Below are 18322 nucleotides of genomic sequence, written 5' to 3'. Positions count from 1 at the left end.
TTTGCTGCGCAGAATCCCGGCGGGACAGCGGTTTACTGTTTTTTATAAAATATCAGAAAATAAAGATATTGACTTATTGTTTATTTGTCTTACAATTAAACAAAAGGATATATGGGAAGGAGCGGATGTGAAAGAAAGATTTATAAAGCGCTTTCAGTTAGGGGCTGTATACACAAATAACAGGAGGTTATGTTGATGAGCCGTATCAGAAAAGCACCCGCTGGCATTTTAGGTTTTCCGGTTGCTCCTTTTAACACACAAGGAAAGCTGGAGGAAGAAGCTCTTTTTCAAAACATTGAGTTTTTGCTGAAAGAGGGCTTAGAAGCGATATTTATCGCTTGCGGGTCTGGTGAATTTCAATCTCTCAGCCAGAAGGAATATGAGCAAATGGTGGAAGTCGCAGTCTCTGCAGCCGGGGGAAAGGTGCCGGTTTACACTGGGGTGGGTGGCAACCTCAGCACAGCGCTTGAATGGGCGCAGCTGTCGGAGAAAAAGGGCGCCGACGGCTACTTGATCCTGCCCCCGTATTTGGTGCATGGCGAACAGGAGGGACTGTATCAGTATGCGAAAACGATTATTGAAAGCACTGACTTGAATGCGATTCTCTATCAGCGTGATAACGCCATTCTCGCTGTAGAACAGATCAAACGCTTGACCGAATGTGAACAGCTTGTCGGTGTCAAAGACGGGGTAGGGAATATGGATTTAAATATCAACCTCGTCTATACGATCGGCGACCGCTTGGGATGGCTCAATGGAATGCCGATGGCTGAAGTGACGATGCCGGCTTACCTGCCGATCGGATTCCACTCTTACTCTTCAGCGATTTCAAATTATATCCCGCATATTTCGCGAATGTTCTATGATGCATTGAAAAACGGAGATGCCGAGCTGGTGAAGGAAATCTATCAGCATGTGATTCTCCCAATCAACGACATTCGCAAACAACGAAAAGGCTACGCCGTATCCTTGATTAAAGCGGGGATGGAGATCATGGGGCTGAATGTAAGAAATACAGCCAGACCGCCTGTCGGCCCGGTTGAAAAGGATCATTATCAGCAATTGGAAGCGATTTTGAAGCAGGCGGCTGACCGTTTTCCGAAAAAAGCCGCAACGGTTTGACCAGAAAAAACACGAAAGGGGTAATGGACATGTCTGTGATCACGGAACAAAACACGTATCTCAACTTTATTAACGGAGAGTGGGTTCAGTCTCAATCAGGCGATATGGTTAAGGTCGAAAACCCTGCCGATGTGAATGATATTGTCGGTTATGTACAGAACTCAACAGCTGAGGATGTGGAACGTGCCGTCGCCGCCGCCAATAAAGCCAAAACGGCTTGGAGAAAGCTGACGGGTGCCGAGCGAGGCCAATACTTATACAAAACAGCGGATATCATGGAGCGGCGCTTGGAGGAAATCGCCGCCTGTGCAACGCGTGAAATGGGCAAAACACTGCCGGAAGCTAAGGGAGAAACAGCCCGGGGGATTGCCATTCTGCGCTATTACGCCGGAGAGGGCATGCGCAAAACGGGTGACGTCATTCCGTCTACTGACAAAGACGCCCTCATGTTTACCACCCGTGTCCCGCTCGGTGTGGTCGGCGTGATTTCTCCGTGGAATTTCCCTGTGGCGATACCGATTTGGAAAATGGCGCCGGCACTGGTATATGGCAATACAGTTGTCATCAAACCGGCGACAGAAACAGCTGTGACATGCGCAAAGATCATTGCCTGCTTTGAGGAAGCGGGGCTGCCGGCAGGGGTCATCAATTTGGTGACAGGCCCAGGCTCTGTTGTCGGGCAGGGACTTGCTGAGCATGACAGTGTAAACGCCGTTACGTTTACCGGTTCAAATCAAGTCGGAAAAATCATCGGGCAAGCCGCTTTAGCGAGGGGAGCTAAATATCAGCTTGAAATGGGCGGCAAAAACCCTGTCATCGTAGCTGATGACGCTGACCTTGAAGCTGCGGCTGAAGCTGTCATTACGGGGGCCTTTCGTTCAACCGGCCAGAAATGCACCGCGACAAGCCGTGTCATCGTACAAAGCGGCATTTATGAGCGCTTTAAAGAAAAACTGCTCCAGCGCACAAAGGATATTACAATCGGAGACAGCTTAAAAGAGGATGTCTGGATGGGACCGATCGCCAGCAAGAATCAGCTTGATAACTGCCTGTCATACATTGAGAAAGGCAAGCGGGAGGGCGCTTCCCTTTTAATGGGAGGAGAAAAGCTGGAGAACGAAAAGTATCAAAACGGCTATTATGTTCAGCCTGCCATCTTTGACAATGTGACATCTGAGATGACGATTGCCCAGGAGGAAATCTTCGGTCCGGTGATTGCTTTGATCAAGGTTGATTCGATGGAGGAGGCGCTGGACATCGCCAATGATGTGAAGTTCGGTTTAAGTGCATCCATCTTCACGGAAAACATCGGCAAAATGCTTTCTTTCATTGATGAAATTGATGCCGGGCTGGTTCGGGTGAATGCAGAAAGCGCAGGCGTTGAGCTGCAGGCGCCTTTTGGCGGCATGAAGCAGTCGAGCTCCCACTCCCGCGAACAGGGCGAGGCAGCGAAGGACTTTTTCACAGCGATCAAAACCGTTTTTGTGAAGCCGTAATGGTGCTGGAAAGAGGCGTATGTCTCTTTCCCAGCTTTATCACAGCCAGCATATGATTCTCTACTTTGAAAAGGAGAAGATACTATGAAAAAAGACTATGCGAGTGTTACACCGGCGGGCAAAAAAACGTCTGTGCGCTGGTTCATCGTGTTTATGCTGTTTCTTGTGACCTCTATTAACTACGCGGATCGAGCGACGCTTTCCATCACCGGAGATTCCGTCCAGCATGATTTGGGGTTGGATTCGGTCGCCATGGGATATGTCTTTTCTGCCTTTGGCTGGGCCTATGTCATCGGACAGCTTCCGGGCGGCTGGCTGCTGGACCGTTTTGGTTCAAAGACTATCATTGCGTTAAGCATCTTTTTCTGGTCGTTTTTTACGCTGCTGCAAGGGGCGATTGGCTTTTTCTCAGCCGGCACAGCGATTATCCTGCTATTTGCACTGCGTTTTCTGGTAGGCTTATCAGAAGCGCCTTCATTTCCCGGAAACGGCAGAGTTGTTGCCTCATGGTTTCCAAGTTCCGAGCGCGGGACAGCTTCAGCCTTTTTTAATTCAGCACAATACTTCGCAATCGTCATATTTTCTCCTTTAATGGGCTGGCTCACCCACTCTTTCGGCTGGCATTCCGTCTTCGTTGTCATGGGGGCTGCGGGGATTCTTCTGGCTGTCATCTGGCTAAAAACGGTGTATGAACCGAAAAAACACCCAAAGATTAACGAAGCTGAGCTTGCGTACATCGAACAGGGCGGCGGGCTGATTTCCATGGATGACAGTAAAAGCAAACAAGAAACAGAATCGAAATGGCCGTATATCAAACAGCTGTTAACGAACCGCATGCTGATTGGCGTGTACATCGCGCAATATTGCATTACGACTCTCACCTATTTCTTTCTCACATGGTTTCCGGTATATTTGGTTCAGGCCCGCGGCATGTCTATTCTAGAAGCTGGGTTTGTCGCCTCCCTGCCGGCGCTGTGCGGATTTGCCGGCGGCGTGCTTGGAGGTATTGTGTCCGACATCTTACTCAAAAAAGGCCGTTCACTGACCTTTGCTAGAAAAGTGCCAATCATTGCCGGCATGCTGCTGTCTTGCAGTATGATCGTCTGCAACTATACAGCTTCAGCGTGGCTCGTCGTTGTTATTATGTCGCTCGCGTTTTTTGGAAAAGGCTTCGGCGCACTGGGCTGGGCTGTCGTGTCGGACACGTCTCCGAAAGAGTGTGCAGGACTGAGCGGCGGTTTGTTCAACACTTTCGGAAATATTGCCTCGATTACAACACCGATTATTATCGGTTACATCGTCAATGCCACAGGATCATTTAATGGCGCGCTCGTGTTTGTCGGCGCTAATGCGATTGTTGCGATCCTCAGCTATTTGCTGCTGGTCGGCCCGATTAAACGGGTCGTGTTAAAGAAACAAGAACAAGACCCCGATCAATCATTGCCTGTCTAATATTTATGAAAGCGCTTTATAAAAGGAGGAGAAAGCATGGGTTCATCGATACAAGAGCAGGTTCAAAAAGAAAAGAGATCGAATATTCCCTCAATTTCAGAAATGAAGGTGATTCCGGTTGCGGGACATGACAGCATGCTGCTGAATCTAAGCGGAGCGCACAGCCCGTTTTTCACCCGGAATATCGTAATCTTAACAGACAGCAGCGGAAATCAGGGAGTCGGTGAGGTGCCAGGCGGAGAGCGTATTCGCCGCACACTGGAGCTGGCAGAGCCGCTTGTTGTCGGAAAATCTATTGGTGCGTACCAGGCGATATTGCAAAGGGTCAGAAAGCAGTTTGGCGATCAGGACAGGGGAGGACGCGGAATCCAGACTTTTGATTTGCGCACCACTGTGCACGCCGTCACCGCATTGGAAGCGGCTTTGTTAGATTTACTTGGAAAATTTCTTCAGGAACCTGTCGCAGCTTTGCTTGGCGAAGGGAAGCAGCGCGATGAAGTGAAAATGCTTGGTTATCTTTTTTACATCGGTGACCGAAAGCGGACGACCTTGCCGTATCAAAGCGATGAGCAGTCAGATTGTGCGTGGTTCCGTCTGCGCCATGAGGAAGCGCTGACGCCGGAGGGCATTGTGCGTCTTGCCGAATCCGCACAGGAGCGCTATGGCTTTCAGGATTTCAAGCTCAAAGGCGGGGTGCTGCGGGGAGAAGAAGAAATCGCAGCTGTTACCGCCTTATCGAAACGTTTTCCGGAGGCAAGAATCACCCTTGATCCGAACGGGGCATGGTCATTAGAGGAGGCTATCGCATTATGCAAAGGAAAGCAAGATGTACTCGCGTACGCTGAAGATCCATGCGGGGATGAGAACGGCTACTCCGCTCGCGAAGTGATGGCTGAATTCCGCCGCGCGACAGGGCTTCCGACTGCGACAAATATGATTGCGACAGACTGGCGGGAAATGGGTCACGCGATTCAGCTTCATGCGGTGGATATACCGCTGGCTGATCCGCACTTTTGGACGATGCAAGGGTCGGTGCGGGTTGCGCAAATGTGCCATGATTGGGGTTTGACATGGGGCTCACACTCCAACAACCACTTTGATATTTCCCTTGCGATGTTTACCCATGTGGCAGCAGCGGCTCCGGGGCGCATCACGGCGATTGATACCCATTGGATCTGGCAGGACGGCCAGCGATTAACGAAACAGCCTTTTGAGATTACCGCTGGCTGTGTCAAAGTCCCGGATAAACCTGGGCTAGGCGTCGACATTGATATGGAACAAGTGGAAAAAGCGCATGAGATATACCGGAAAATGAATGTAGGCGCCCGAAATGACGCGATTTCTATGCAGTTCCTGATCCGCAACTGGGAATTTGACCGGAAGCGCCCGTGTCTTGTACGATAAGTTTTATTGTAAATATTGTCATATCGGCTATTTTGTCTTACAATTGAACAACTGAAGGGAGAGTTGTTCGTGTACGAAGGTTTAGAGGATTTGAAAGTCGATACAGTCAATCGGAAAACATTAGCCAAACAGGTCATCGAACGGATTGTCCATTTATTATCGAGCGGCCAGTTGAGGGCCGGAGACAAATTGCCGACAGAAATGGAACTGATGGACATTTTGCATGTCAGCAGGCCGGTGCTTCGGGAGGCGCTCAGTTCACTTGAAACGCTGGGCGTCATTACGAGAAAAACACGCGGGGGCACATATTTCAACGATAAAATCGGCATGCAGCCATTTTCCGTCATGCTTGCCTTGGCGACTGATAATCTTCCGGCAATCATTGAAGCGCGGATGGCGTTAGAACTAGGACTCGTGACGATTGCCGCAGAAAAAATCAACGAGGATGAGCTTCAGCGTTTGCAGAAGACGATCGACGATATTGCCAACAGCACTGACAATCTTTATGGTGAAGCGGATAAAGAGTTCCATCGAATTATAGCGTTAAGTGCCAATAATCCCGTTGTAGAGGGGATGATTCAATCCCTCTTAATCACCCATGCGAAAATTGACAGCCAAATTCCGTACAGGGAGAGAGATATAACGGTCGAATATCACAAAAAAATCTACGACGCCCTTGCCAACAGAGATCCTTACAAAGCGCATTACCACATGTATGAGCATCTGAAATTTGTCCGTGACAAAATTTTAAAAGGGCTGGATGAAAAATAATCGTGAGACAACCGCAGTTGAAACGTAAGAGCTGCGGTTTTTTAAAACCAATTTAGAAAACGCTTACTAAGATATGAGGAGTGATTTTCATATGGCGATGAACCTCAGGCAAAACCAAGCGCCTCTCTACATCAAAGTGAATGACACAGATAACACGGCGATTATTGTAAATGATGGAGGACTGCCAAAGGGCACTGTTTTCTCATGCGGGCTCGTCCTTGAAGAGAATGTTCCTCAAGGCCATAAAGTGGCCTTAACCGATCTCAATCAAGGGGATGAGATCGTGCGTTACGGAGAGGTGATCGGGTTTGCTGATGAGACGATCAAGCGCGGAAGCTGGATACGGGAATCCCTTGTGAGAATGCCTGATCCCCCGGCGTTAGGCGATCTTCCTCTCGCAAACAGAGTGCAGAAGCCGCTGCCCCCTCTTGAAGGATATACATTTGAAGGCTACCGGAATGCGGACGGCAGTGCGGGGACAAAAAATATTCTCGGCATCACCACAAGTGTTCAATGTGTCGTTGGCGTATTAAATTATGCGGTCAAACGGATCAAAGAAGAGCTGCTGCCGAAATACCCAAATGTCGATGACGTTGTGCCGCTGCATCATCAATACGGATGCGGCGTGGCGATCAATGCGCCCGACGCCGTCATTCCGATCCGCACGATTCAAAATCTCGCGAAGCATCCGAACTTCGGCGGAGAAGTAATGGTAATCGGATTGGGGTGTGAAAAGCTCCTTCCGGCAAGAATTGCCTCTGGGAATGATGATGACATTCTATCGCTCCAGGATCATCAAGGTTTTGCGGCGATGATCCAATCCATTTTGGAAATGGCGGAGGAGCGGTTAATCAGGCTGAACAGCAGAACCCGTGTGACATGCCCTGTTTCAGATCTGGTTATCGGTCTGCAATGCGGCGGCAGTGATGCGTTTTCCGGCGTGACGGCGAACCCTGCCGTGGGGTATGCGGCTGATTTATTGGTTCGCGCAGGTGCGACGGTTTTGTTTTCTGAAGTGACAGAGGTACGTGATGCCATTCATTTATTAACGCCGCGGGCTGTCAGTGAAGAGGTCGGACAATCGCTGATCAAAGAGATGAAGTGGTATGACAGCTATCTCCGGCGGGGAGACGCAGATCGAAGCGCAAACCCGTCACCAGGCAATAAAAAAGGCGGATTATCCAATGTTGTGGAAAAAGCGTTAGGCTCGGTGGCGAAATCAGGCACTAGCCCTATCTCCGGCGTGCTCGGCCCAGGTGAAAGGGCAAAGCAAAAAGGCCTGCTGTTCGCGGCGACACCGGCAAGCGATTTTGTGTGCGGCACCCTGCAGCTGGCTGCGGGCATGAATCTGCAGGTGTTTACGACAGGGAGGGGAACACCGTACGGCCTGGCGGCTGCACCGGTGCTGAAAGTATCGACGCGGCATTCATTATCAGAGCATTGGGCGGATTTAATCGATATCAATGCCGGCCGAATCGCGACAGGAGAGGCCAGTATCGAAGATGTAGGCTGGGAAATCTTCAGAACGATTTTGGATGTGGCAAGCGGCCGCAAACAAACGTGGGCTGACCGTTGGGGCCTTCATAATGATTTGTGCTTGTTCAATCCTGCTCCAGTGACTTGATTCATTTTTTATAGCGAAGAGATGGAATATGCTGTAAAATGCAATTAACGTCTAGGAAACGGAGGGGTTACAGCATGGCATTCATTAGATTCCGAGTGACACGAATTCAATAGTGAACAAATCTCGCCTGAATGCGGGAGAATCGGGATGAATCCGCCTATGTATGAGCCCTTATATGGTTATCAAAAAAGAGGGTGGCGATACCTGCCTTCTTTTTTTGTGCCTTCAAACATCCCTTCTCTCTACAGCAGGCAGGAGCATGAGAAAGGGGAAATGGGGATGACAAACCTTACCGAAAAACAGCTAATTACAGAGATTGTCGGGCTTGCACGCAGCCAAGGTTTGACGGTTCATTCTAAGAACGCGCAATTGAATGAAACCGGAATGGACTTTCAAGTTGTATTTGCCGAGGACGATACAGGTATGCAATGGGTGCTGCGAAAGCCGCGTCGCAGTGATGTTGTGGAAAGAGCATCTGCGGAAGGCAAAACGCTTGCCTTTCTCCGGGCGAATCTTACAGCTGATGTGCCGGATTGGAGAATTCACACACCGGAATTGATCGCTTACCCAATGTTAAAAGGAACGCCGGCGGCTGAAATTGATTTGGAACAGAAACAATATGTATGGAACATGAATCATCAGCCGCCATCAGACGATTTTGTTCATACACTTGCCGGCATACTGGCAGAATTACATGACACAAATCAAACAGCTGCCGGACAATCGGGAATAGAAGTGATAAAGCCAGAAGATTTCAGGCAAATGACAGCAGACTCTATGGTTGATGTGAAAAATAAGCTTGGTGTATCTAGTCAGCTTTGGGAAAGATGGCAAACGTGGATAAATGATGATGCATACTGGCCTGGTTTTTCTGCACTGATACACGGCGATCTCCACCCGCCGCATATTCTTATCGACCAAAATGAACGTGTCACAGGGCTTCTGGATTGGACAGAAGCGAAGGTTGCCGATCCAGCCAAGGATTTTGTTCTTTATCAAACCATTTTCGGGGAAAAAGAAACTGCCCGTTTACTTGAACACTATGATCGAGCAGGCGGCCGGATATGGGCAAAAATGCAGGAGCACATTTCAGAGATGCAGGCGGCGTATCCGCTGGAAATCGCCAAGCTCGCTCTGCAAACACAGCAGGAGGAGCACGTTCATATGGCGCTGGAAGCGCTCGGTGTAACATCGGATTAAGAATTGACTTCATTTCATGAACCAAGTATTATAAACTTTACAAATAATAGAACGGAACAACAATCGTGAGGAAGAGTAAGTACGCATCAGAATGGAGGTTCAGAGAGTCGGTGGCAGGTGTGAACCGATCCTCCCCTGATGCTGAATGGGCTTCTGAATTGCTTTGCTGAACGGATAGTAGGCGATGCCGGGTTTCTCTCCCCGTTACCAAGAGAGGAGTATTGAAACATAGGTTTTCTGTACTTAGAGTGAACGGCTGTATAGCTGTTAATAAAGGTGGTACCGCGAGACCCTCGTCCTTTGCATAGGATGGGGGTTTTTTTGTGTTTCTTAAAGGAGGTGACGGCCAATGGACGATGGCTGGTGGTGCATAGCAGATGAATAGGAAAGGAGGATGTCAAATGGTCATTGCAACTGATGATCTTGAGGTCGCATGTCCTAAATGTGAAAGAGCGGGAGAAATTGAAGGAACACCATGCCCGGCCTGCAGCGGGAAAGGTGTTATTCTGACTGCCCAAGGATATACGCTTCTCGATTTTATCCAAAAGCATTTGAATAAGTAAAGGAGAATAGCTGAGCTGAGATGAGAAAAGAAGAGAAGAGGAAGTTTCGCGAGGCCGCTTCAGGTACAATTTTTTTGCTGATCGGAACGGTTTGTTTTGCGTCTAAGTCAATTTGGATTAAATGGGCCTATCAAATGGGTGCTGAGCCAGACGCGGTGTTGTTATACAGACAGCTGTTTGCTGTTCCGCTGTTTTGGCTGATTTTCTTGTTTTACCGTCCTTCAATGCCAGACGGCAATAAAAAAGGAGACCTAGTGAAGGCCTGTGTCGCGGGCGTGTTTTGTTTTTTTCTGTCTCCCTTGCTTGATTTTATCGGGCTGAACCATGTATCCGCAATGGTTGAGCGTATTTTGCTTATGAGCTGTCCGATATTTGTAATCCTATTTACAGCGTGTCGTGATCGGAATATGGTTACAGTTCAGGACCTTTTCACAGTGCTGGCGGTCATGTTTGGCCTTTTCTTTGCGCTTGGCGGATGGGATACTGAGCTCTTTCAGGCAAATATGATTGGATCTGCATTCATTTTGTTATCCTCGGCCGTCTATGCTGGTTATCTTGTTCTTTCCGGGCGGCTCGTCCATCAAATCGGAGGCATCCGTCTTAATGCATACGGGATGACAGCAGCCGGAGCGGCCATGATGCTTTACACAGGGATCAAATCGGCGGCTGGCATGAATACGCCAATAGCAGCATACCCGCTTGCTATGTACGGTGTTTTTGCGGTCATTGCAGTCGCTACCACTGTGGTTCCATTTGTGCTAATGCTTGAGGGGATTAAACGAATCGGGGCGCAGCGGGCCGCCGTCATTTCAATGGCAGGGCCTGTCCTGACGATTTTCTTTGGGGCTTTATTTCTTGATGAACGGCTTCGGCTTATTCAAGCCATCGGATGTGGTGCCGTATTCTTTGTCATTACGGTGATGGAATACAGGAAGCTGAAAACAGGAAAAAATGAATAATTTTTATAAAACACACACGTTTTTCAATTACAATAAGTGTAATTACGTGTGTGTTTTTTGATTTTGTAAAGGTTAGGTGAGAAGATGCAGAGCATATTGCTTGTGGAAGACGACCACTCAATCAGTGAAATGGTGGATCATTATTTAACAAAAGAAGGCTTTCGGATTGTACATGCTTTCGACGGAGAAGAGGGCATCCGGCTGTTTCAGCAGAGTTCATACGATTTGATCCTCCTCGATATCATGCTCCCGAAGCTGAACGGCATGGATTTTCTGAAAATCATCCGGGAAAGAAGCAATATACCGGTCTTAATGATTTCGGCAAAAGACGGAGAGGTTGACAAGGCATTGGGATTGGGTTTTGGGGCGGATGATTATATCGCCAAACCGTTTTCGATGATTGAGCTGACAGCAAGAGTAAAAGCCGCGATACGAAGGGCGACGCAATATTCAGCAGAGGAACCGGCTGAGAATAAGGTGATCCGGATTCACCAGCTTGCGATCGATATAGACAATGTCTCAGTTATGAAAAATGGAGAACCGCTTCAGCTGACATCAACAGAATGGCAGCTGCTGTGCCTATTTGCGGCAAATCCTAAAAAAGTGTTTACGAAAGAACAAATCTACCGTTCTGTCTGGAATGAAGAGTATTTTGGCGATCAAAACATTATTAACGTACATATGCGGCGGCTTAGAGAAAAGATTGAAGATGACCCCTCCTCCCCTCAATATATTAAAACGCTATGGGGCATCGGTTATAAATTAGGAGAGTTTTAGAATGACAGTGCTATGGGTGGCCGCCGTCATCGTTCTGGCGTGCCTGAATGTGATTCAATTCATAATGAAAAAGAAGCGAGACGGGAATTTGGCATATATGGCAGAACAGCTTGGCTCCATGCTCAGGCAGGATTCGGCGGGGCGAATTTTGCTTCCTACAGACGATCAAGCGCTCAAAGACTTGCTTGTTAACATCAATCTTTTCCTTGAGAATCGTCAGCAGATCAGTGCCCGGTTTGCGAAAACAGAGCATTCCATGAAGCGAATGCTGACCAATATGTCGCACGACCTGAAAACGCCGTTAACGGTCATTCTCGGTTATATCGAAACCATCCAAAGTGATCCGAACATGCCAGACGAAGAGCGGGAAAGATTGCTGGGGAAGCTCCGCCAGAAAACAAATGAACTCATTCAGATGATCAATTCCTTTTTTGATTTAGCGAAATTAGAATCTGAAGATAAAGACATCCCAATCACTAAAGTACATATGAACGACATATGCAAACGCAATATCCTGCATTATTATGACGCAGTTCAGTCTAAAGGCTTTCGTGCAGCCATTGATATCCCGGATACGCCGGTGTATGCGCAGGCGAATGAAGAGGCTCTGGACAGAATCCTGCAAAACCTATTGTCAAATGCGATTCAGTATGGCGCGGCCGGCAAGTTAATCGGACTGACGCTGTCATATGATGAGACGAACATTGCCATCACCATATGGGATCGCGGAAAAGGCATAAGTGAAACCGATCAGCAGCGGGTGTTTGAAAGGCTGTACACACTTGAAGAATCCAGAAATAAAGCATTTCAAGGAAGCGGTCTCGGTTTAACCATCACAAAGCGGCTTACAGAAAAAATGGGGGGCGCTATATCTGTCAAAAGCAAGCCGTACGAACGGACTGCATTTACGATCACATTGAAACGCATGACATTTTAAACGTAAGAATTTCGTAAGGTTTGAGAAATAAAAATGACAGGGCTCGCCGCTACAATAGAAAACAGGAAAAGAGAGGGAAGGAGAAACAAAGTTGACTTATATCGTACAAACAAACGGACTGACCAAAACGTATCAGGGCAAAGAGGTTGTATCCGATGTCAGCATGCATATTAAAAAAGGTGAAATCTATGGCTTTCTCGGCCCGAACGGCGCGGGGAAAACAACTATTATGAAAATGCTGACTAGCCTTGTTAAACCGACAAGCGGTGAAATCAGCATCCTTGGGAATAAGCTCACCCACACGTCATATGAGGTGCTGGGGAACATCGGCAGCATGATTGAATATCCGATTTTTTATGAAAACCTGACAGCTGAAGAAAATTTAGAGCTGCATTGTGAATACATGGGATACCACAATAAAAAAGCCATTCAAGAAGTGCTGGATATGGTGAATTTAAAACAAATCGACAAGAAGCCAGTCAAAACATTTTCGCTCGGTATGAAGCAGCGCCTTGGAATTGCGCGTGCCATTCTCACAAAGCCGGAACTGCTTATTTTGGATGAGCCGGTGAATGGGCTTGACCCTCTCGGCATTAAAAAAATCAGGCAATTGTTTCAAGTGCTGAGCAAAGAGTATGGGATGACACTGTTGATTTCAAGCCACTTGCTGAGTGAAATCGAACAAATTGCGGACACGATTGGCGTCATTCGGGACGGCAGACTGATTGAAGAGGTATCAATGGAGGATGTCAGAGGCCAGAACACTGAATACATTGAGCTTGTTACATCGAATCAGACAAAGGCCTGCTTTGTGCTTGAGAAAGAGCTGCATTTAACGAACTTTAAAATCTTAAATGAGAAAACGATTCGAATTTACGAGGCTGAAGCCTCTCAGTCTGACATATCCAAAGCGTTGATTTTGAATGATGTAGACATTGAATCAATGAACAAAAAGTATACGTCGCTGGAGGATTATTTTATCAACTTGATCAACGGCAATAGCATCAGTGCGTAAAGGAGGAGAGACACGTTGATGAATTTGATCAGAATCGAATTAAGAAAAATAAAAATAGGCTGGTATGTCAGAGGCGCTCTCATTGCCAACCTGATTATTATGGGATTTTTATGGCTGATCAGTTATTCCGAAAAAGCTGATGGCGGGGTTTCGTTCCAAAGCATGGAGGAAGCGTTTCTCATCATCGGCACCTTTGTCAGATCAGTATTTATCATTTTTGGCGCAGTGCTGATCGCAAAATTGGTGATTTCGGAATATAAAAACAAAACCATTCTTGTGATGTTCACGTACCCGATCAGCCGTAAAAAACTGCTTACAGCTAAGCTCATGATCGCGGCCGGACTGACGTTTATCACGATTTTACTTTCGAATATACTCATAGCCGCAGTTTTCTTTGGGTTGAACTCGATATACCATTTTACACCAGGTGAGTTAACTTCTGAAATCATTTCTCAGCAGGCGGTAAAAATGGCGGTTTTCACTTTTGGCGCCGCTGGAACGAGTTTAGTTCCCATCTTTTTTGGGATGCGTAAACACTCCGTTCCAGCAACCATCATTTCGTCTATAGTGATTGTAACACTCACTAGTCAAACAAGTCCGGGCTTCTCAATTTCATCTGTTGTGTATATCCCATTATTTCTAGCAGCCCTCGGTTTCATTTTTTCCTGTTTGGCGATCAGGAATGTAGACAAACAGGATGCTTGAAATAACGCGCCCGCAAAATCACAAAAGGCCGATGCTGTCAGCGCCGGCCTTTCTATTATGAGTCTGTTCTTGTTTCAAGATAATGCTTCTTGCCAATCTCTTTGCTCATCATATAGAAATGGAAGCAATATTCACCGATTGCCATGGCGATCGCGCCGAATAAAGCCGCCAACGCAACTTCACCGCCAGTCATCCCCAGGGAGAGCGGCATGCCCATCAGCCAGATCACGAGAAAGGCCAAGCCAAAATCAGCCAAAGTTGCAATCATATTATTCCATCTCGGCAATACATACAGATCCCCAAGCAAATAAGAAATAACCCCTAACACTATCGTCATTAACAGCGTATCTCCAAACGTGAAACCAAAGCCCAGACCAAGCACCAGATACAACACAATAATCGTCATAATACCTTTAATCGCGAGCGCTTTCACATGTGTCATTGCATTTCCTCCTTTTGTCAGTTGATTTGTTATGTATAATTCCTCAAATGTAAAAACTTAAACCTTATTTCGTACTTTTTCGGATCCATATATAGGAGGAGATCACAGTGATGCTGATGTTTATGCTTTTCGGAGGCGGGTGCAAAAATTGCTGGGAGAGGGGGGCCAGCGCCCATACGTCAGCGGAAATTGCGGCGGCCGTCTCGCACCAGACGCTGCCTTGACGGCCAACCGCCCATTTTTCTTTGCAGCAAACAAAATGTTTGGTGTTTTTAGATGAATTAATTTAAAAACTTCTCCTGTCCCTCCGTCATCACTTCTGAAGTAATGAAATATGATGAAAAGAGATCAAGGGGAGGTGACGTGATGGCGGTCGTGAGAGCAACGAGTGCGGATGTCGATTTGATGGCAAGGCTGCTCAGAGCGGAAGCGGAAGGCGAAGGCAAGCAGGGGATGCTGCTTGTCGGCAATGTTGGAATTAATCGGCTGCGGGCGAATTGCTCAGATTTTAAAGGCCTCCGCACCATCAGGCAGATGATTTATCAGCCACACGCGTTTGAGGCTGTGACTCATGGATATTTTTATCAAAGGGCGCGAGATAGCGAGCGTGCCCTTGCACGCCGGTCGATTAATGGTGAAAGGCGCTGGCCTGCAAAATTTAGTTTATGGTACTTCAGGCCGGAGGGAAACTGTCCCGCCCAGTGGTATAACCAGCCGTTTGTGGCCAGGTTTAAGTCACACTGCTTTTATCAGCCGACGGCGGAGACGTGTGAAAATGTATATAACACATTTTAGAGACAGGACACCGTTCAAATTGAACGGTGTTTTTCTTTGAAGAAATGCAATGGAAAATATTCCTGTGAAAAGAACTGACGGAGATGACAGAATGGTAACAATCGACCTGCAAAAGAAAAGTGTAATGATCGTACTGGAAAAAAGCAAATAACGAAGGTGATGGCTCGTGTCGGACTGGTTCTTGATATAACGGGACGGTTCAACATGTGGTGGAGCGGAATTTGGCAGTGGCTGATCAGTTTGATGAGTTGCTGGATGTATGTGTGTATGATAATGAATATTCCCGATAAAAGCCAGTTTCAGAAAAGGATTTTTCGGGCTATGTCGAGCGTGGAATTTAAAATAATGACCGCTTGCATAAATTCGGCAGAAATGATGAGCCGCCGGTCATGAAGGACATGTTGCGCAAATATGTTGCGGAGGAACCGAGCTCGTATCCCGCTTTCATTGTTTTTATCAATGACGGAGGCTGTAAAAAGTCAATCAAACCAATTATTGAAGCCTCCTTTGATAAAACGGTGTTCTGGCAGTTTGGCGGCATTGGAAAATTGATTTTCTCAATAAACTCCATACGCTAGAAGGGCGTGTCGTTGGTAACACGAACTTCCTGTATATCGAAGAAATTGACCGCATTTCTGATGATGAGCCTTTATGAAGCTCTGCTTGCTGAATTTCCATTTTGGCTGAAAGAAGCGAAGGAAAAAGGAATTGTAAGAGATCAAGAGCCCCCTGCTGAAAACCCGAAAAAGAAGGGCTTTTTCAGCAGATTGTTTTCGAAATAACTGATAAGGCACTGAGCCATTCTGCGAAATGGCTCAGTGTTTTTGTTTTTTTAAGTTCATGTGAAGAAAAATAGGCCGAATGGGCGGCTTGCAAACGACAGGATATGCAGGAAACGCGCAATTCAGCCAGCTTTCGGCATGTTTCAGCGGCAGGCTTGTGAGGGAAGACCTGTTTTTGATGTTCAGCGCTTACAATCGGTTCACACTTCTTCACAGTCGTTTAACAATGATTTCCTATAATGGAGACGATCAATGAGGAGAGAGGGGATCTTGAATGGCATACGACAGTCGTTTTGATGAATGGGTACAGAAACTGAAAGAGGAAAGCTTTCAAAACAATACGTTTGACCGCCGCAAATTTATTCAAGGAGCGGGGAAGATTGCAGGACTTTCTCTTGGATTAACGATTGCCCAGTCGGTTGGAGCCTTTGAAGTAAATGCTGCGCCTAAATTCTCAAGCTATCCGTTTACATTAGGGGTAGCGTCAGGTGATCCGCTTTCTGACAGTGTCGTGCTCTGGACGCGCCTGGCACCAGATCCGCTGAATGGCGGGGGAATGCCGAAGCAAGCGGTGCCTGTCAAATGGGAGGTTGCAAAGGATGAGCATTTTCGCAAAATCGTAAGAAAAGGCACTGAAATGGCTAAACCGAGTCTTGCCCATTCCGTTCATGTGGAAGCGGACGGGCTTGAGCCGAACAAAGTGTACTATTACCGTTTCAAAACCGGACATGAACTAAGCCCTGTCGGAAAAACAAAAACACTGCCTGCCCCTGGCGCCAATGTGCCGCAAATGACCTTTGCGTTTGCTTCCTGCCAGCAATATGAGCATGGATATTATACGGCCTACAAGCATATGGCGAAGGAAAAGCTTGATCTTGTCTTCCATCTCGGTGATTACATATATGAATACGGGCCAAATGAGTATGTATCAAAAACGGGCAATGTCCGCACGCACAACAGCGCGGAAATCTATACGCTGCAAGACTATCGAAACCGTCACGCCCAATACCGCTCTGATGCCAATCTTAAAGCAGCACATGCTGCGTTCCCTTGGGTTGTGACATGGGATGACCATGAAGTCGAAAACAACTATGCCAATAAAATACCGGAAAAAGGACAGTCGGTTGAAGCATTCGTGCTCCGCCGCGCGGCAGCATATCAGGCATACTATGAACATATGCCGCTCCGCATTTCATCTTTGCCGAATGGCCCGGATATGCAGCTGTACCGGCACTTTACGTACGGAAACCTGGCGTCCTTCAATGTGCTTGATACCCGCCAGTACAGGGATGACCAAGCCAATAACGACGGCAATAAGCCGCCTTCTGATGAATCACGAAATCCGAATCGAACCCTGCTTGGAAAAGAACAGGAGCAGTGGCTTTTCAACAATTTGAGCAGCTCGACCGCCCACTGGAATGTGTTGGCGCAGCAAATTTTCTTTGCGAAATGGAATTTTGGGACAAGCGCAAGCCCGATCTACAGCATGGATTCTTGGGACGGCTATCCGGCTCAGCGCGAACGGGTTATCAATTTCATTAAAAGCAAAAATCTGAATAATGTTGTCGTACTGACGGGTGATGTACACGCAAGCTGGGCATCGAATTTGCATGTCGATTTCGAGAAGACAAGTTCAAAAATATTTGGAGCCGAATTTGTCGGAACCTCGATCACATCCGGAGGAAACGGCTCAGATAAGCGGGCGGATACAGACCAAATTCTAAAAGAAAATCCGCACATCAAGTTCTTTAACGACTATCGCGGATATGTCCGATGTACAGTGACGCCTCACCAGTGGAAAGCCGACTATCGGGTGATGCCGTTTGTGACCGAGCCGGGCGCAGCCATTTCCACGCGGGCTTCATTCGTTTACCAGAAAGATCAAACCGGGCTGAGAAAGGTATCATCTACAACAATCCAAGGCGGGGTGAAGCAATCCGATGAGGTCGAAGAGGATCGTTTCTTTGCGCACAACAAAGCCCACGAGAAACAAATGATTAAGAAGCGTGCAAAAATCACGAATTAAGGAGTGAAAATTATGTTTTCAAACATTGGAATACCGGGCTTGATTCTGATCTTCGTCATCGCCCTCATTATTTTTGGCCCTTCCAAGCTGCCGGAAATCGGACGAGCCGCCGGACGGACACTGCTGGAATTTAAAAGCGCCACAAAATCACTTGTGTCTGGTGATGAAAAAGAAGAGAAATCAGCTGAGCTGACAGCGGTAAAGCAGGACAAAAACGCGGGCTGAATGCTGAGGAGGCAGACACCGGGTCTG

18 protein-coding genes, 2 pseudogenes and 1 other annotated feature are annotated in these 18322 nt (G+C 47.4%); of the genes and pseudogenes, 18 read left to right on the top strand and 2 right to left on the bottom strand.

Annotated elements, in window-relative coordinates; genetic code table 11:
• Window positions 1–195 precede the first annotated feature (195 nt).
• From kdgD to NZD81_RS18445, 13 genes are all read left to right on the top strand, one after another.
• The gene (gene kdgD, locus NZD81_RS18505; RefSeq protein WP_041521239.1) at window positions 196–1122 is read left to right on the top strand and encodes a 5-dehydro-4-deoxyglucarate dehydratase; all 927 of its coding nucleotides are present in this window, start codon (window positions 196–198) and stop codon (window positions 1120–1122) included.
• Window positions 1123–1151: 29 nt separating this feature from the next.
• Complete coding sequence (gene gucD / locus NZD81_RS18500) at window positions 1152–2618, top strand: alpha-ketoglutaric semialdehyde dehydrogenase GucD (protein ID WP_014662632.1); 1467 nt, start codon at window positions 1152–1154, stop codon at window positions 2616–2618.
• Between the two features lie 84 nt (window positions 2619–2702).
• Window positions 2703–4070, top strand: a complete 1368-nt coding sequence (gudP, locus tag NZD81_RS18495; RefSeq protein ID WP_014662633.1) for a glucarate transporter GudP — start codon at window positions 2703–2705, stop codon at window positions 4068–4070.
• 36 nt (window positions 4071–4106) lie between these two features.
• Window positions 4107–5474, top strand: coding sequence for a glucarate dehydratase (gene gudD / locus NZD81_RS18490; protein ID WP_040084285.1), 1368 nt, complete (start codon window positions 4107–4109; stop codon window positions 5472–5474).
• A 69-nt stretch (window positions 5475–5543) separates the two neighbouring features.
• Window positions 5544–6245 (top strand): FadR/GntR family transcriptional regulator, encoded by a 702-nt coding sequence (locus tag NZD81_RS18485; RefSeq protein ID WP_014662635.1) that lies wholly within the window; start codon window positions 5544–5546, stop codon window positions 6243–6245.
• A 91-nt stretch (window positions 6246–6336) separates the two neighbouring features.
• Window positions 6337–7869 carry a galactarate dehydratase gene (gene garD / locus NZD81_RS18480; protein ID WP_014662636.1) on the top strand — a complete coding sequence of 511 codons (1533 nt, stop codon included), beginning with the start codon at window positions 6337–6339 and terminating at the stop codon, window positions 7867–7869.
• A 279-nt stretch (window positions 7870–8148) separates the two neighbouring features.
• Complete coding sequence (gene mphK / locus NZD81_RS18475) at window positions 8149–9069, top strand: macrolide 2'-phosphotransferase MphK (protein ID WP_282373938.1); 921 nt, start codon at window positions 8149–8151, stop codon at window positions 9067–9069.
• Between the two features lie 56 nt (window positions 9070–9125).
• Window positions 9126–9373 (top strand) — a binding site (T-box leader).
• Window positions 9374–9470: 97 nt separating this feature from the next.
• Window positions 9471–9632, top strand: a complete 162-nt coding sequence (gene rtpA, locus NZD81_RS18470) for an anti-TRAP regulator (protein WP_003234807.1) — start codon at window positions 9471–9473, stop codon at window positions 9630–9632.
• A 20-nt stretch (window positions 9633–9652) separates the two neighbouring features.
• Window positions 9653–10591 (top strand): DMT family transporter, encoded by a 939-nt coding sequence (locus tag NZD81_RS18465; protein WP_289861034.1) that lies wholly within the window; start codon window positions 9653–9655, stop codon window positions 10589–10591.
• Window positions 10592–10687: 96 nt separating this feature from the next.
• Window positions 10688–11368, top strand: a complete 681-nt coding sequence (gene ycbL, locus NZD81_RS18460) for a two-component system response regulator YcbL (protein WP_080478300.1) — start codon at window positions 10688–10690, stop codon at window positions 11366–11368.
• Between the two features lies 1 nt (window position 11369).
• Entirely contained in the window at window positions 11370–12305 is a 936-nt protein-coding gene (locus tag NZD81_RS18455; protein ID WP_071580959.1) for a HAMP domain-containing histidine kinase, read from the top strand.
• Between the two features lie 91 nt (window positions 12306–12396).
• Window positions 12397–13320: an ABC transporter ATP-binding protein gene (locus tag NZD81_RS18450; RefSeq protein WP_206869447.1), complete on the top strand. Its 924-nt coding sequence runs from the start codon at window positions 12397–12399 to the stop codon at window positions 13318–13320.
• Window positions 13321–13338: 18 nt separating this feature from the next.
• Entirely contained in the window at window positions 13339–14025 is a 687-nt protein-coding gene (locus tag NZD81_RS18445; RefSeq protein ID WP_080488027.1) for an ABC transporter permease, read from the top strand.
• Here the strand turns inward: NZD81_RS18445 and NZD81_RS18440 are convergent.
• Both NZD81_RS18440 and NZD81_RS18435 read right to left on the bottom strand, forming a co-directional pair.
• Window positions 13992–14121: pseudogene (locus NZD81_RS18440) on the bottom strand (hypothetical protein); the annotation flags it as partial. The gene NZD81_RS18445 and the pseudogene NZD81_RS18440 sit on opposite strands and share 34 nt — an antisense overlap.
• A complete protein-coding gene (locus tag NZD81_RS18435) occupies window positions 14081–14467 on the bottom strand; it encodes a YndM family protein (RefSeq protein WP_014662645.1) in 387 nt (128 codons plus the stop codon). The gene NZD81_RS18435 and the pseudogene NZD81_RS18440, both read right to left, overlap by 41 nt.
• A 366-nt stretch (window positions 14468–14833) precedes the next feature.
• Between NZD81_RS18435 and cwlJ the strand changes: the two genes are divergently transcribed.
• The 5 genes and pseudogenes from cwlJ to tatAD all read left to right on the top strand — a co-directional run bounded on the left by cwlJ (window position 14834) and on the right by tatAD (window position 18295).
• Complete coding sequence (gene cwlJ, locus NZD81_RS18430; RefSeq protein ID WP_014662646.1) at window positions 14834–15262, top strand: cell wall hydrolase CwlJ; 429 nt, start codon at window positions 14834–14836, stop codon at window positions 15260–15262.
• A gap of 91 nt (window positions 15263–15353) precedes the next feature.
• Window positions 15354–16044, top strand: a pseudogene (locus tag NZD81_RS18425) (VWA domain-containing protein).
• Between the two features lie 79 nt (window positions 16045–16123).
• On the top strand, window positions 16124–16300 hold the full coding sequence (locus tag NZD81_RS18420; RefSeq protein ID WP_014662649.1) for a hypothetical protein: 177 nt from the start codon (window positions 16124–16126) through the stop codon (window positions 16298–16300).
• 18 nt (window positions 16301–16318) lie between these two features.
• Complete coding sequence (phoD, locus tag NZD81_RS18415; protein WP_014662650.1) at window positions 16319–18070, top strand: alkaline phosphatase PhoD; 1752 nt, start codon at window positions 16319–16321, stop codon at window positions 18068–18070.
• Window positions 18071–18082: 12 nt separating this feature from the next.
• Window positions 18083–18295 (top strand): sec-independent protein translocase protein TatAD, encoded by a 213-nt coding sequence (gene tatAD, locus NZD81_RS18410; protein WP_003223835.1) that lies wholly within the window; start codon window positions 18083–18085, stop codon window positions 18293–18295.
• Window positions 18296–18322: the final 27 nt, after the last annotated feature.

The sequence above is a fragment of the Bacillus sp. B.PNR1 genome (genome assembly GCF_030386235.1).
Classification (GTDB): Bacteria; Bacillota; Bacilli; order Bacillales; family Bacillaceae; genus Bacillus; species Bacillus stercoris.
This window is presented reverse-complemented; position numbering and strand designations above follow the sequence as displayed.

Bases quoted from the DNA above. Each gene is read 5' to 3' on its own strand.
- kdgD (WP_041521239.1), top strand. From the start codon at position 196: ATGAGCCGTATCAGAAAAGCACCCGCTGGCATTTTAGGTTTTCCGGTT.
- gucD (WP_014662632.1), top strand. From the start codon at position 1,152: ATGTCTGTGATCACGGAACAAAACACGTATCTCAACTTTATTAACGGA.
- gudP (WP_014662633.1), top strand. From the start codon at position 2,703: ATGAAAAAAGACTATGCGAGTGTTACACCGGCGGGCAAAAAAACGTCT.
- gudD (WP_040084285.1), top strand. From the start codon at position 4,107: ATGGGTTCATCGATACAAGAGCAGGTTCAAAAAGAAAAGAGATCGAAT.
- garD (WP_014662636.1), top strand. From the start codon at position 6,337: ATGGCGATGAACCTCAGGCAAAACCAAGCGCCTCTCTACATCAAAGTG.
- mphK (WP_282373938.1), top strand. From the start codon at position 8,149: ATGACAAACCTTACCGAAAAACAGCTAATTACAGAGATTGTCGGGCTT.
- rtpA (WP_003234807.1), top strand. From the start codon at position 9,471: ATGGTCATTGCAACTGATGATCTTGAGGTCGCATGTCCTAAATGTGAA.
- NZD81_RS18465 (WP_289861034.1), top strand. From the start codon at position 9,653: ATGAGAAAAGAAGAGAAGAGGAAGTTTCGCGAGGCCGCTTCAGGTACA.
- NZD81_RS18455 (WP_071580959.1), top strand. From the start codon at position 11,370: ATGACAGTGCTATGGGTGGCCGCCGTCATCGTTCTGGCGTGCCTGAAT.
- NZD81_RS18445 (WP_080488027.1), top strand. From the start codon at position 13,339: ATGAATTTGATCAGAATCGAATTAAGAAAAATAAAAATAGGCTGGTAT.
- NZD81_RS18435 (WP_014662645.1), bottom strand. From the start codon at position 14,467: ATGACACATGTGAAAGCGCTCGCGATTAAAGGTATTATGACGATTATT.
- cwlJ (WP_014662646.1), top strand. From the start codon at position 14,834: ATGGCGGTCGTGAGAGCAACGAGTGCGGATGTCGATTTGATGGCAAGG.
- NZD81_RS18420 (WP_014662649.1), top strand. From the start codon at position 16,124: ATGGGCGGCTTGCAAACGACAGGATATGCAGGAAACGCGCAATTCAGC.
- phoD (WP_014662650.1), top strand. From the start codon at position 16,319: ATGGCATACGACAGTCGTTTTGATGAATGGGTACAGAAACTGAAAGAG.
- tatAD (WP_003223835.1), top strand. From the start codon at position 18,083: ATGTTTTCAAACATTGGAATACCGGGCTTGATTCTGATCTTCGTCATC.